We start from the raw sequence: 13,260 nt of genomic DNA, 5'->3' as shown, positions 1-13,260 counted from the left end.
CCTTGCTCAGCGCGACGCGGCGAATTGGGAAGGGCTGAGTGCGCTGTCTTCGACTTCCCCTGCGGCGGCTGCCTCGGCCTTGGCCTGGACGCGGCTGCGCAGTTTGGCGACGTTCACCACCACCCGGGTATGCGCCGCCGTGGCCACCAGCTCGACGTCATCGCGCACTTCGACGTTGAAGGTGACGCTGCGCCCCTCGATCCGGGTGACCGTGGCGACGATGCTGACTGACATGCCCAGCAACGTGGCGCCGACGTGGCGAATGTCGACTGCCGCACCGACGGTGTTTTCGCCCTCATCGAGGAAGGTCAGCAGGTAGTCCAGGCACGTCCGTTCGATGTCATCCACCAGGCGGGGCGTGGCGTAGATGCGCAAGTCTTCGCCGAGAAACGAGATGGTGCGTTCCTTGTCGACGATCAGTTGGCGTTCGGTGGCGGTGCCGGCTTCGAGTGTGGAGAAATTCATGAAAAACCTCGTATTTGAGTGCTGACAGTCAAAAAATTGATTCAGGCGTTGGGCAGGAAACCGATGGAGATCCATGGCACGGCGATCAGCACGCCCAAGGCCACAACGAGTGCGCCGAGATACGGCCAGACCCGACGCATGGCGCCGCTGGGGTCGACCTTGGCGATGGCGCAGGCGGCGTAGAAGCCCACGCCAAATGGCGGGGCGAACAAACCCAGGCCCATGGCGAAGATCGCGACCATGGCGTAATGCACGTCGTTGATGCCCATGGCCTTGGCAATCGGGAACAGCAGCGGCCCGAACAGCACGATGGCCGGGATGCCTTCCAGAAAACTGCCCAGAAGGATGAACGCCACGGCGGAGATGATCAGGAAGCCCATCGCGCCACCCGGCACCGTCGACATCACCTGCGCCAACTGGTGCGAGAAGCCCGACTGGGTCAATGCCCAGGCCATGGCGGTCGCGCTGCCGATGATGATCAGGATCGCGCCGGACAGCGACGCGGTGCTGACCAGGATCGGATACAGCCGGCGCCAGTCAAAGCAGCGGTAGCACAGCAACCCGACGATAAAGGTGTAGGCCACGCCAATGGCGGCGACTTCGGTGGCGGTCGCGACCCCTTCAACCACCGCGGTGCGGATCACGAAGGGCAGGGCCAGTGCCGGTAACGCGATCAGCAGCGAGTGGCCGATTTCCTTGCCCGAAGCGCGTTTGCCGGTGGAGGCCTCGCCTTTGCGGTTTTTCCACCAGATCACCGCCGCCATGGCGATGGCACCCACCACCGCCGGCATGAAACCACCGGTAAACAGCGCGGAAATCGACACGCCGGTCACCGAACCGATGGTGATCAGTACCAGGCTAGGCGGAATGGTTTCCGACATCGCCCCGGAGGCATTGAGCATCGCCACCAGTTCGTTTTCATCCTCACCGCGTTTCTTCATTTCCGGAAACAGCGCCGGTGCGATAGCGGCCATGTCCGCAGCCTTGGAGCCGGAAATGCCAGAGATCAGGTAAATGGCGCCGATCAGCACGTAAGACAGGCCGCCACGGACATGGCCGATCAACGAGCAGAGGAAGCGGATCATCGCTCGGGCCATGCCCATGGCTTCGATCAATGCACCCAAAAACACGAACAACGGGATGGCCAGCAAAATCAGGCTCGCCATGCCTTCGTCCATTCGCCCGACGACCAGGGTCAGCGGCGTGCTGGTCATGGTCGACAGGTAAGCCACGGTCGCCAGGCCGAACGCGACCATGATTGGCACGCCGATCACGATCATGGCCATCACGCCGATCATGAAGAAGACCACCAGGTTCCAGTTGCCCATCAGCAGCAGGGGGCCTTCCGCCACCCACAACAATCCGGCGAGGGAAGCCAGCATCGCCACCGACACCGAGAAGTCGATCAACCGGGCGCTGGTCAGCAGACGCGCGACACAGGTCATCAGCATCAGGCTCAGGCCGACCGCGATGGCGGACACGCGAAAGGCGTTGGGAATTTCGAGGGCGGCGGTGGTGATGATCCACTCGTCGCTGACGTACTCCCAGGCCGGCGTGAACAGCAACCCGATGAACGTGATGACAATCACCGCGCCCAAAGTGTCGACAAAGGCGCGTTTTTCCAGCGGCAGCCGCCCGATGAACGAGGTCAGCCGCATGTGCTCGCCTCGACGCATCGCCACCACTGAGCCGAGCATCGCCAGCCAGAGAAACAGCAGCGAGGCCAGTTCGTCGCCCCAGACGATGGGTTGATTGAGCACGTAGCGCGAGAACACATTGCAAAACAGCAGCGTGACTTCGATGACCACCAGCAACGCCGCGCTGCCTTCGGTCAGCCAGCGCAGCCCGGTGTCCAAAGCGCGACCGAGACGAAACGTGGTGGGGCGCGTGCTGAGTCCTTCAGCGGGAGAAACATCCGTCATTGGTATTTCGCTTTTCATGACCTTGTCTCCGGCTTAGGACAGTTGACCCGCGTACTGCTCGAGCAAGCTCCAGGCTTCAGGGCCGTACTTTTCCTTCCATTGGGAGTAGAAGCCTTTGGACTGCAGATCAGTCCTGAACAATGAACGATCGACTTTGTTGAAAGTGATGCCGTGGGCGGTCAGGGACGGCTCCAGGCTGGCGTTGAGATCAATCACCTGTTGACGCTGGATCAGCGCGGCGGCGTTGATCTGCCGGGAAACGATTTCCTGCACATCTGCGGGCAATTTTGGAAAGGTCTTGCCCGAGGCGACGATCCAGAAACCGCCCCAGATGTGGTCGGTCATGGAGCAGTATTTCTGCACTTCATAGAAGCGTGCGGCCTCGACCACCACCAATGGGTTTTCCTGGCCGTCGACGACTTTGGTCTGCAACGCCGAGTAGGTCTCGTTGATGCTGATGCCGGTAGGGGAGGCGCCCAGGGCGCTGAACATGGAGGTCCACAACGGGCTGACCAGCACACGCAGTTTGAAACCGGCCAGGTCTTGCGGGGTGTTGATCGGACGCGTCGAGCTGGTGATCTGGCGGAAGCCGTTGTTCCACACTTTCTCCATCGGGATCAGGCCGACCTTCTCGGTCTTGGCGCGTACGTACTCGCCCAGCTTGCCGTCCAGCGCGGCCCAGACACTGTCGTAGTCCTTGAACGCGAACGGCATGCTTTCGATCGACATGGCCGGCACCAGCGTGGAGAGAATCGCGCCTGGCAAGGGAATGAAGTCAATTGCCCCGGCGCGTACCTGGGACAGCATGTCGGTGTCGCCGCCCATTGCGCCGTTGGCGTACACCTGCAGGTCCACGGCGCCGTTGGTTTCGGCCTTGATGGCGAGCGAAGCCGCCTTCATCTGGATGTTCAGCGGATGGGTGTCGGGCAGGCTGCTGGTGTAACGCAACACAATGGGTTTGGTCGCGGCGAAGACGCTGGAGGGCAGCAGGTTGGCGGCGAATGCGCCGCCAACGGTGACGCCGGCAGACACTAGAAATGATCGGCGGCTGACGGACTCGGTCAAGATACGGCTCATGATGTTCACCTTATTGTTTTTGTAGTTGTTCAAAAAAACTGCGGATCGTTCAAGCGAGCGCTGCTCCCTGTAGGAGTGAGCCTGCTCGCGATAGTGTCGTCAGACTCGAAATTCATGTCGACTGACCCACCGCATTCGCGAGCAGGCTCGCTCCTACAGGTTTGCGTTATTTCAGTGCCACGACGGCCTGGGTTCTAATCAGCTCATCGATTTCGGTTTCCGAGAAGCCGCTTTCTTTCAACACTTCGCGGGTGTGTTCACCGAGCAGCGGGGCATGCCGACTGGTCGGCGGCGCGGCGTTGTCCATGTCGGAGAAGTGAATCGGCAGGCCCATGCCGCGTACCCGGCCTTCGGTCGGGTGTTGGGTCTCGACGACCATGCCGCGTGCTTCGGTTTGTGGGTGAGCCAGCGCCGCCGCGATATCGAGGACCGGCCCGGCAGGCAGGCCGAGGCTGTCGAACAGCACCATCCATTCATCCGTGGTGCGCGCGACCAGGACTTCGTTGAGGATTTCCACCAGGGCCAGACGGTGCTCCATGCGCAACGCGTTGCTGGCGAAGCGTGGGTCGGCTTTGAGTTGTGGCAGGGCGAGTGCCTCGACCAGCCGTTCGTAGTTGGCCTGGTTGGCGGCGCCAATGTTGATCCAGCCGTCCGCCGTGCGGAACACCTGATACGGCGCGCTGGTGGAGTTGGCCGAACCCATCTTCGGCAGGATCGTGCCGTCGGCGAAATACGCCGCCGCCGGCCAGTACATCTGTTGCAGGCCGGCTTCGAACAGCGAGGTGTCGACCATCTGCCCGAGGCCGGTTTTCTGTTTGGCGGCGTACGCTGCACAGATGCCGAGGGCGGCGAGAATGCCGGAGTTGATGTCAGCGACTGGCGAACCGGCCTTGACCGGTTCACGCCCGGCTTCACCGGTCATGCTCATCATGCCGCTCATGCCTTGGGCGATCAGGTCGAAACCGCCTTTTTCGCCAAACGGCCCGCTGCGGCCGTAACCGGAAATCGCGCAGTAGATCAGCCCTGGGTTGAGGGTTTTCAGCGTTTCATAGCCCAGGCCAAATTTCTCCATGGTGCCGGCACGGTAGTTTTCCGTGACCACATCGGCGTCCATCAACAGGCGGCGCAACACGTCGCGCCCGCCCTCGGTTTTCAGGTTCAGGCCAATACCGCGCTTGTTGCGGTTCACCACCATGAACGAGGCGGATTCACCGCTGGCCATGATCGGCGAGAAGCGGCGCGAATCATCACCGCCCGGGACTTTCTCGACCTTCACCACGTCCGCGCCCATGTCGGCCAGCATCATTCCGCACACCGGGCCGGACATGATGTGAGCCAGTTCTACAACGCGCATTCCTGTCAGCGGTCCCATGTTATTTCCCCTTGAATTGTGGTTTGGCTTTCTCGATGAAAGCGTTCAGACCGATCTGAAAATCTTCGGTGTCGTAGCAGAAGTAACTCGCGTCAATCTGCTCGACGGTGGGCGCAACGCCGGCCTCAAGCTGGCGTGCGGCCTGGCGATGCCAGCGGGCGACGAGGGGCGCTCCATTGGCGATGCGTTTGGCGGTGGCGAGGGTTTCCGACTCGACCTCGGCATCGGGCACGACGCGGGTCACGAGGTTTTTTACGTAGGCATCATTGGCGTCGAGAATGCGGCCTTCGAGAAGAATCTCCAGGGTCGTCGAGCGTCCGGCCAGCGCCACCAGACCGGCCATTTCGTCATACGACATGACCAGCCCCAGTTTGCCGACCGGCGCGCCGAAACGACTGGAGGTGCCGCAGATACGCAGGTCGCAGAGCGCCGCGATTTCCAGGCCGCCGCCGACACACACGCCATGGATCATCGCGATCACCGGGTGCGGGCAGTCGGCAACGGCGCGCATGGCCCTGGAAGTGATGTCGGCATACACCCGGGCCTGCGCCGCGTTGGCGCGCACGGTCGGGAACTCGCTGACATCGGCGCCGGCCGCGAAGGCTTGTTCGCCGGCACCGCGCAACACGACACAACGCACGCTGGCGTCGGCGGACAACTCGGTCATGACATCACCCAGGTCCTGCCACATGGACAAGGTCAGGGCGTTCATTTTCCCCGGGTGGCTGAGGGTGACGGTGGCAAGGCTGTCTTGCCGGTCGATAAGGACGGTGGGCTTCATGATTGTTGCGCTGGCGTCGGTTTAACCGACGACGCGGCTGCCTCCTCATTTTTTATTGTTGGGTAGCGACGGTTACAACGACTGCTCAAGCATCGAGAGGTAGTCCGCGGACGATGCTTCGCGGGGGTTGGTCTTGTGGCTGTGATCGTGCAACGCGCCTTCGACGATGCCGGCAAACAGGCTTTCGTCGACGCCGATTTCGCTCAGGCGGGTCGGCAGGCCCAGGCGTCGGGTCATGTCTTCGATGGCCGTGCCGATATTGGCGCCGGCCTCAAGGCCCATGGCATGTCGCAGGCGTTCGAGCTTGCGTTCGTCGCGAACGGTCGGGGCGTTGGCGTTGAAGTCCACGACCGCTGGCAGGAAGATGGCGTTCAAAGTGCCGTGGTGCAGCTTCGGATTGATGCCGCCCAAGGCGTGAGACAGGCTGTGCACGCAGCCCAATCCCTTCTGAAAGGCGAGTGCGCCCTGCATCGACGCGCTCATCATGTTCATTCGCGCTTCACGATCACCGGGTTCGGCGGTGGCGCGCTCGATGTGTTCCCAGGCACGCCACAGGCCGTCGAGGGCGATGCCATCCGCCGCCGGGTTGAAGGCCGGCGCCATGAACGTCTCGATGCAATGAGCGATCGCGTCCATGCCGGTGGCGGCGGTCAGCATCGGTGGCAGGCCCAGGGTCAGTTCCGGGTCGCAGATGGCCACGCGAGGCACTACATAAGGTGAGATTACGCCCACTTTGCGACCATCGTCGAGGATCAGGATGGCGCCTCGTCCGACTTCGCTGCCGGTGCCCGCCGTGGTAGGAATGGCGATCAGCGGCGCGGTGGCAGAGGTGATGCGATCCAGGCCGCCTTCGATCACCGCAAAGCTTTGCAGAGGGCCGTCGTGCGTGGCGCAAACAGCGACACCTTTGGCCAGGTCGATGGAAGAACCACCGCCGACCGCGATGATGCCGTTGCACTCGTCGCGGTGGTATTGCGCGACGGCTTCACGCACGGCGTGCTCGTTGGGATTGGATGGGGTGGCGTCGAAAATAGAAGGAGGAAGACTGGCGCCGAGGGCCGCGATGACCTTGTCGACGATGCCGGCATTGCGCACGCCGATGTCGGTGACGATCAGCGGCCGGGTAATGCCCGCGCGCTCGGCTTCGGCGGCCAGATGCTGCAGGCTGTCGTAGCCGAACTGGATCTTGGTGACGTAATTGATGAGGGACATGATTCACCACAAGTTATACAGGATTGTTATTGTTGCAATCGGTCTGCGGCAGGAAGGCTTTCGCTCTCTGGTCAAACCCATTGCATTGCCTGGTTGTGGGGTGGACTATAGGGCCGTCGTGGCGAGCCTCGATACTGACAACTTTCGATACCTCTATAACTTTTAGTTAACCCTGATGACGCCCTCACTCAATTCGATCATGTCCCGCCTGCACATCAAGCAGCTTCGCTTGTTGATAGCCCTTGATGAACACGGCTCCTTGCTGGGCGCGGCCAAACAGGTCGCGCTGACCCAGCCCGGAGCCAGTAAAGCCCTGCAAGAAATCGAAACCACGTTCGGCACCGCGCTGTTCACCCGCACTAACCGCGGGCTTGAACCGAACGATGCCGGACGCTCGGTCATTCGTTACGCACGCTTGATCCAGACCGACCTTGCGCACCTGCGCGAAGAGATCATCGGGATCATGAGCGGAGAGGGCGGACGTGTGTCCGTCGGCACCATCATGGGCGCCGTCCCGCTGCTGACCACTGCGATCAGCCGGGTGATTGCCGACCACCCGAAGCTGTCCATCGAGATCGTCGAAGACACCAGCGCCGCACTGCTCAGCCAGCTCGACGCCGGGCGCCTGGACCTTGCGATCTGCCGTACGACCATCAGCAACACGCCTTACTTGTATGAGAGCTCGACCTTCGTCGAAGAAACCCTGGCAGTGATCGCCAGCACTCAGCATCCGTTCGCCTATGCCCGGCAGCTCTCGCTGAAGGACCTGGTGGATTACCGCTGGGTGGTCTATCGCGCCAACATGCCGATGCGTTTGCTGCTGGAGCGCGAATTTCACGAGGCTGACCTGCGTTTTCCGGTGCACTTGCTGGAAACCACGTCGGCGTTTGCCACCTTGTCGCTGCTTCAGGAAAACCCGACCCTCGTCGCGTTGGTGTCGACCGATGTGGCGAAGTTCTGCTCCGGCTACGGTTTCACCACCACGCTGCCGCTGCCCATTACCTCGCGCAGCGAACCGTATGAGCTGGTATCGCGCAAAGGCGTACCGGATTCGCCGGCCGCCAGGTTGCTGCGAGAGGCGTTGTTGAACCCCGTTTGAGCTCGGGAACGGTTGAAACAGGCGCTTGCGATAGTGCCCGGCTTTGGAGGCGCGCATTCGTGCGTTTCAGGCAAATTTGATTTGCGACAGACGCGGTGTTTGAAACGGACCCGCGCCGCGATACTTCGCCGGGATTTTGCCTGCCCAATAATTGGCCCACGGATGGCCGTTGCGAGGTTAGAACAATGAATGTGTCCAACCGACTTGCGCTCTTGATGACCACTGCCGCGCTACTCACCGCGTGTGGTGAGTCTTCCAAACTGCCGCCTCAGGCCAGCGTCGGTCCGTCCCCGCAATTGCCTGAACCCACCACCTCGCTGATCCCTACGTTAAAAGTGTCCAAAGCGGTCGGCTGGGCGGGTAGTGACATGCCCAAGGCACCTGCCGGTTTCAAAGTGACCGCGCTGGCCGAAAACCTCGATCACCCGCGCTGGGTGTATACGCTGCCCAATGGCGATGTGCTGGTTGCCGAGAGTAACCACCCGCCGATGCCGGAAGGCGCTACGGACGGTGGCACCGGCCCGATCGCCTGGGCAAAACGCACTGTCATGGGTGTTGTGATGGGCCGTATTGGCGCTGATGCACCCAGCGCCAATCGCATTACCTTGTTGCGCGACGCCGACGGTGATGGCCACGCGGAAGTCCGGAAGGTATTCATGACTGACCTCGCTTCGCCGTTTGGCATGGCGTTGGTGGGCAATGAATTGTTTATCGGCAACGCCGATGCCTTGGTCAAAGTGCCCTACAGCGAGGGGCAAACCGAGAGTGACGCCATCCCGGTGAAAGTCACCGACCTGCCCGCAGGCATCAATCACCACTGGACCAAGAATGTCCTCGCTAACCTCGAGGGCACCAAGCTTTACGTCACGGTCGGTTCCAACAGCAATGTCGGCGAGAACGGCCTTGATGCAGAAGAAGGGCGCGCAGCGATTTGGGAGGTAGACGTCAAAAGCGGCAGCAAGCGTCTGTTTGCCAGCGGCCTGCGCAACCCCAACGGGCTGGCCTGGAAGCCCGGTTCGACCCAGTTGTGGACGGTGGTCAACGAGCGTGACGAAATCGGCAGCGACCTTGTGCCGGATTACCTGACGTCGGTGCAGGACGGTGCGTTCTACGGCTGGCCGTGGAGCTACTACGGCGCCCATGTCGACACCCGCGTCGAGCCGCCGCGTCCGGACAAGGTGGCCAAGGCCATCGCACCGGACTACGCGCTCGGCACTCACGTTGCACCGTTAGGCCTGACGTTCTCTGATTCACGGGCGATGCCGGCCAACTTCGCCAGTGGCGTTTTTGTCGGTGAACACGGCTCGTGGAACCGTAATCCGCAGGCGGGCTACAAGGTGGTGTTCATTCCGTTTAGCGACGGAAAGCCTTCCGGCATGCCGGTCGATTTCTTGACAGGTTTCCTCAATGCCGATGGCGAAGCGCAAGGGCGCCCGGTGGGCGTCACGCTTGATCAGAGCGGCGCGTTGTTGGTGGCCGATGATGTCGGGAACAAGGTTTGGCGTATCGCGATCGCCAAACCCTAGATTGAGGATTGGGACAGTTAGATGGATGCAGGATGAGCCGCCATCGCGAGCAGGCTCACTCCTACATTGGTTTTATGTTGTTCGCGAGATTTGTGGCCGACACCGGACCCTGTGGGAGTGAGCCTGCTCGCGATGGCGTCAGGCCTAACACGCCGCGTGATCGTTCTTCGCGGGCAAGCCTTGCTCCTACGAAAAACAACGGCTCTTGAATCGAGAACACACGGATATGGTTGTTCCTTCCCTTTGCAGCATCGCTGCACGCTTGCGCCTCAAACAACTGCGTTTGTTGATCGCGCTGGATGATCGTGGCTCCTTGCACAAGGCCGCCGAGAAGATTTCGATTTCCCAGTCCGGCGCCACCAAGGCGCTGCATGAAGTCGAGTCATTGCTCGGCATGCCGCTGTTCGAACGTCAGCCCAAAGGTCTGGTGGCCAACGAAATGGGCCGGTGCATGATTCGTTATGCGCGGTTGATCTACAGCGATGTCGAGCACTTGCGCGAAGAAATGCTCAGCATCATGCAAGGCCAGGGCGGGCGGCTCTCGGTGGGGGTGATCATGGGGGCGGTGCCGTTGCTGACGCGAGCCCTGACCGAGTTGCGCCTGAAGCAGCCGGAGCTGTCGGTGGAACTGGTGGAAAACACCAGCGCCGCGTTGCTCGGGTTGCTGGATCAGGGACGGCTGGACCTGGCGATTTGTCGCACCAGCGTCGGCCAGCGCTCGGACGCTTATGACTGCATCGAACTGAGTGAAGAACCCTTGGCGGTGGTCGCCAGCAAGGACCATCCACTGGCCAGTGCCGAGTCTTTGCAGCTGTCGCAGTTGAGCGACTACCGCTGGGTGGTCTATCCCAAAGACATGCCGATGCGTCAGACCCTGGAACGTGAGCTGAATGAGGCCGGGCTGGGGACTCCGCGTTATCCGCTGGAAACCTCGTCGATTTTCGCCACCATTTTGTTGGTGCAACAAGACCCTAACTTGTTGGCGGTGATTCCGGTGGAAGTGGCCAGGTTCTGCGAGCAATTCGATTTGCTGGTAAAGCTCCCGGTGTCGATGCGCGCATTGACCGAGCCTTACGGCGTGATCAGCCGGGCCGGCGCCGACTTGTCTCCGGCGGCAACCCTGCTGATCAACGAACTGCAGCAGGACCTGATTACTTGATCACGATCGGATTGACCGGTGCACCCGTGCCGCCAACGACCTTCAACGGCGCGGCGGTGTAGAGGAACTGCCACTGACCGTCTGCGGCGCAATCTGTGGCCAGATCATCGAGCATCGCCACTTCGGTGAAAGTCACGCCGAGGTTACGCATCAAGGCATTGTGCAGCGGGATCAGCACGCCCGAGGTGGGGTCGACCGCCACTTCGTTGGCCATGGTGTCGGTCACCAGGTTGGGGATTTCCATCTGGTGAAACCACTCCACCAGCTCGCGGCTGAAGGTCAGGCCCGGCTCGGCGAAGTCCTTGTAGAACTCTTCCGGTTCACGCTCATAGAACGAGCCGATCCAGCCCGTGCGGATGATCAGGATGTCGCGTTTCTGGATCTCGATGCCTTGGGCTTTCGCCGCAGCCAGCAGGTCCAGGTGATTGAAGGTTTCGCCCTTGTCCAGCACCGCTTTGCCGCGATGGCGGGCCATGTCGATCAACACGGCGCGCCCGACGATCCCGCGTTCGGCAATCGGCAGGATGCTGGCCTTGTCCATGCTGCCGATGGTGCTCATGGCGTCGTAGCCATTCCACAGTTTGTTGTCGTGCCAGACGTGGCCCAGCGCGTCGTATTGGGTCGAGCCTTGCAGGTGCATGAAAATCACGTCGTCGGCGTATTCCACATGGCCGTCGAAGTGGGTCTTGCCGGCCAGGAAATGGCCCTTGTCCAGCACGTTGACCCGCATCGACGGACGTCGGCCGGGCCACAACGGTTCGCCTTTGGGGTGGCCGATCTGCACTTGCAGGGTGAAGGTCTTGCCCTGTCGGACCGAGGCGATACCCCGGAGGATTTCTGCGCTTTGCAGGTAATTCAGGGCGCCGACTTCATCGTCCGGCCCCCATTTGCCCCAGTTGGTCGGCAGGCCTTCGAGCAAGGCTTTGATGTCGGGAGAACGGTCAGCGGCGGTGTTATTGGGATTGTGGTCGCACATGAGGTTGTCCTTGGGAATTAACAGACGTACCCGCCCCGGTAGGAGCGAGGCTTGCCCGCGAAGGCGGAGTGTCAATAACGATGATGTCGATTGACACTCCGCCTTCGCGGGCAAGCCTCGCTCCTACAGAAGTCGGTGGTGGTCAGGGGATTATTTGATGGGGGAGAAATCCGCGGGCATCAGCAGTTTCGATTCCATCTTTTCCAACATCGGGAATGCTTTCGGCACGAAGCCTTCGAGCCAGTCTGGATCCTGATACAGCGCCGCGCGTTTCTTGATCCGGTCATCGAGGCTCTCGTAGGCCCAGATGTGGATGACTTGATTCAGCTCGCCGATTTCGGTGTACCACCAGCCCACCAGCGTGGTGTAGCGGGAGATCACCGGCAGGCCGGTTTCTTCGAAGTGCTTGAGGTAGGTCTGCATTTTTCCGATTTGAATCGTGTAGGTGCGCATTTCGTAAAACATGGGAGTCGTCTCTTAGGAATGAATGCCGTGCCAGGCGTTGCTGATGATTCGTTCGATGTCGGCGGCGGTGGTCAGGCGCGGATTGACCAGCACGTTGCCGCTGCGCATCGAGTCGCTGACCATTTGCGGCATGTAGTCCAGGTCCACGCCCAGGTCCTTGATGTTGTCGGGAATGCCGATGGCCTTGTTCAACGCCACCACGTGTTCCACCACTTTGTGCCCGGCGCGGGCAACGCTCAGGCCATCGACGTTCTCGCCCATGGCCATGGCGATTTCGCGGAACAACTCCGGGCAGGCCGCCAGGTTGTATTCGATGACGTAGGGCAGCAGCGTCGCGTTGGCGATGCCATGGGGAATGTTGAACACGCCGCCGAAGGTGTGGGAGATCGCATGCACGTTGCCCAGTTTCGATTGAGCGAACGCGACGCCGGCGAGGAACGAACCGAGCAGCATCTGTTCCCGGGCGTGCAGGTCGGAGCCGCTGAAAAACGCTTTTGGCAGGTGCGTGCAGATCATCTTGATCGCTTGCAGCGCCAGGGCCTGGCTGACCGGGTTGGCCTGCTTTGATACGTAGGATTCGATGGCGTGGGTCAACGCGTCCATGCCCGTGGCAGCGGTGATCGACGGCGGCAGTTTGAGCGTCAGTTCTGCATCGAGAATCGCCAGTTTCGGAAACAGCGCCGGGCTGATGATCACGGTCTTGAACAGGGTTTTGGTGTTGGTGAACACCGTGGACGCCGTGCATTCGCTGCCGGTGCCGGAGGTGGTCGGAATGGCAAAGATCGGCAGAGGCGGGTGCAGCAGTTTGTCGTAGCCCTCGTAGTCGAGAATGTTGCCGGGGTTGGTGGCCATGGCTGCCACACCCTTGGCGGTGTCGATGCTGCTGCCGCCACCGACGCCGATCACCGAATCGCAGTCGTGGTTTTTCAGGAACGCCACGGCGCGTTCCAGCACGTCGGTGGTGGGGTTGGGTTCGACACCGGAAAACACTTCGTAGTGAATGTCACTCTCGGCCAGCGAAGTGAAAAAACCTTCCATCACGCCCGACGCCATCAGCCCTTCGTCGGTGACCACCAGCAGTTTTTTTCGAACATGCGGCTTGAGCAGCGCACCGGCCTGACGCACCAGGCCGTTGCCGCTTTTCAGGGGCGTGGGGAAATAAAACTGGAACGGGTTCATGGGTGTCTCCGGTTCTTATTGGTCTGG

At 61.1% G+C, this 13,260-nt stretch carries 12 protein-coding genes; 3 read left to right on the top strand and 9 right to left on the bottom strand.

The window, feature by feature from the left end; all coding sequences use genetic code 11:
- Nucleotides 1-6: 6 nt before the first annotated feature.
- The 6 genes from ABH912_RS08705 to ABH912_RS08680 form a co-directional block, all read right to left on the bottom strand.
- Entirely contained in the window at nucleotides 7-465 is a 459-nt protein-coding gene (locus ABH912_RS08705) for a thioesterase family protein (protein WP_429510396.1), read from the bottom strand.
- Between the two features lie 41 nt (nucleotides 466-506).
- Nucleotides 507-2,405 (bottom strand): TRAP transporter large permease subunit, encoded by a 1,899-nt coding sequence (locus ABH912_RS08700; RefSeq protein ID WP_429510395.1) that lies wholly within the window; start codon nucleotides 2,403-2,405, stop codon nucleotides 507-509.
- Between the two features lie 15 nt (nucleotides 2,406-2,420).
- Nucleotides 2,421-3,464: a TRAP transporter substrate-binding protein gene (locus ABH912_RS08695; protein WP_429510394.1), complete on the bottom strand. Its 1,044-nt coding sequence runs from the start codon at nucleotides 3,462-3,464 to the stop codon at nucleotides 2,421-2,423.
- 166 nt (nucleotides 3,465-3,630) lie between these two features.
- Nucleotides 3,631-4,836, bottom strand: a complete 1,206-nt coding sequence (locus ABH912_RS08690; RefSeq protein ID WP_033060254.1) for a CaiB/BaiF CoA transferase family protein — start codon at nucleotides 4,834-4,836, stop codon at nucleotides 3,631-3,633.
- Between the two features lies 1 nt (nucleotide 4,837).
- Nucleotides 4,838-5,617, bottom strand: a complete 780-nt coding sequence (locus tag ABH912_RS08685) for an enoyl-CoA hydratase-related protein (RefSeq protein WP_033060257.1) — start codon at nucleotides 5,615-5,617, stop codon at nucleotides 4,838-4,840.
- A 72-nt stretch (nucleotides 5,618-5,689) separates the two neighbouring features.
- Complete coding sequence (locus ABH912_RS08680; protein ID WP_429510393.1) at nucleotides 5,690-6,829, bottom strand: iron-containing alcohol dehydrogenase; 1,140 nt, start codon at nucleotides 6,827-6,829, stop codon at nucleotides 5,690-5,692.
- Nucleotides 6,830-7,004: 175 nt separating this feature from the next.
- Here ABH912_RS08680 and ABH912_RS08675 point away from each other — a divergent pair, with 175 nt between their 5' ends.
- From ABH912_RS08675 to ABH912_RS08665, 3 genes are all read left to right on the top strand, one after another.
- Nucleotides 7,005-7,928, top strand: coding sequence for a LysR family transcriptional regulator (locus ABH912_RS08675; RefSeq protein ID WP_033060260.1), 924 nt, complete (start codon nucleotides 7,005-7,007; stop codon nucleotides 7,926-7,928).
- 185 nt (nucleotides 7,929-8,113) lie between these two features.
- On the top strand, nucleotides 8,114-9,454 hold the full coding sequence (locus tag ABH912_RS08670) for a PQQ-dependent sugar dehydrogenase (protein ID WP_429510392.1): 1,341 nt from the start codon (nucleotides 8,114-8,116) through the stop codon (nucleotides 9,452-9,454).
- A 226-nt stretch (nucleotides 9,455-9,680) separates the two neighbouring features.
- Nucleotides 9,681-10,613, top strand: coding sequence for a LysR family transcriptional regulator (locus tag ABH912_RS08665; protein ID WP_429510391.1), 933 nt, complete (start codon nucleotides 9,681-9,683; stop codon nucleotides 10,611-10,613).
- On the opposite strand, the gene ABH912_RS08660 is transcribed toward ABH912_RS08665, so the two are convergent.
- The 3 genes from ABH912_RS08660 to ABH912_RS08650 form a co-directional block, all read right to left on the bottom strand.
- Nucleotides 10,606-11,589, bottom strand: coding sequence for a cyclase family protein (locus ABH912_RS08660; protein WP_429510390.1), 984 nt, complete (start codon nucleotides 11,587-11,589; stop codon nucleotides 10,606-10,608). The two genes, ABH912_RS08665 and ABH912_RS08660, sit on opposite strands and share 8 nt — an antisense overlap.
- Before the next feature lie 150 nt (nucleotides 11,590-11,739).
- Nucleotides 11,740-12,054 carry an NIPSNAP family protein gene (locus tag ABH912_RS08655; protein WP_033060265.1) on the bottom strand — a complete coding sequence of 105 codons (315 nt, stop codon included), beginning with the start codon at nucleotides 12,052-12,054 and terminating at the stop codon, nucleotides 11,740-11,742.
- Between the two features lie 12 nt (nucleotides 12,055-12,066).
- Nucleotides 12,067-13,233 carry an iron-containing alcohol dehydrogenase gene (locus ABH912_RS08650; protein WP_429510389.1) on the bottom strand — a complete coding sequence of 389 codons (1,167 nt, stop codon included), beginning with the start codon at nucleotides 13,231-13,233 and terminating at the stop codon, nucleotides 12,067-12,069.
- Nucleotides 13,234-13,260: the final 27 nt, after the last annotated feature.

Source organism: Pseudomonas sp. BT76 TE3572 (genome assembly GCF_050435365.1).
In the GTDB taxonomy this organism is placed as follows: Bacteria; Pseudomonadota; Gammaproteobacteria; order Pseudomonadales; family Pseudomonadaceae; genus Aquipseudomonas; species Aquipseudomonas fluorescens_W.
Note: the sequence above shows the minus strand (reverse complement) of the source record. Positions and strands in the feature narration are given on the sequence as shown.

Coding starts and splice junctions, on each gene's coding strand:
- ABH912_RS08705 (WP_429510396.1), bottom strand. CDS start 465: ATGAATTTCTCCACACTCGAAGCCGGCACCGCCACCGAACGCCAACTG.
- ABH912_RS08700 (WP_429510395.1), bottom strand. CDS start 2,405: ATGAAAAGCGAAATACCAATGACGGATGTTTCTCCCGCTGAAGGACTC.
- ABH912_RS08695 (WP_429510394.1), bottom strand. CDS start 3,464: ATGAGCCGTATCTTGACCGAGTCCGTCAGCCGCCGATCATTTCTAGTG.
- ABH912_RS08690 (WP_033060254.1), bottom strand. CDS start 4,836: ATGGGACCGCTGACAGGAATGCGCGTTGTAGAACTGGCTCACATCATG.
- ABH912_RS08685 (WP_033060257.1), bottom strand. CDS start 5,617: ATGAAGCCCACCGTCCTTATCGACCGGCAAGACAGCCTTGCCACCGTC.
- ABH912_RS08680 (WP_429510393.1), bottom strand. CDS start 6,829: ATGTCCCTCATCAATTACGTCACCAAGATCCAGTTCGGCTACGACAGC.
- ABH912_RS08675 (WP_033060260.1), top strand. CDS start 7,005: ATGACGCCCTCACTCAATTCGATCATGTCCCGCCTGCACATCAAGCAG.
- ABH912_RS08670 (WP_429510392.1), top strand. CDS start 8,114: ATGAATGTGTCCAACCGACTTGCGCTCTTGATGACCACTGCCGCGCTA.
- ABH912_RS08665 (WP_429510391.1), top strand. CDS start 9,681: ATGGTTGTTCCTTCCCTTTGCAGCATCGCTGCACGCTTGCGCCTCAAA.
- ABH912_RS08660 (WP_429510390.1), bottom strand. CDS start 11,589: ATGTGCGACCACAATCCCAATAACACCGCCGCTGACCGTTCTCCCGAC.
- ABH912_RS08655 (WP_033060265.1), bottom strand. CDS start 12,054: ATGTTTTACGAAATGCGCACCTACACGATTCAAATCGGAAAAATGCAG.
- ABH912_RS08650 (WP_429510389.1), bottom strand. CDS start 13,233: ATGAACCCGTTCCAGTTTTATTTCCCCACGCCCCTGAAAAGCGGCAAC.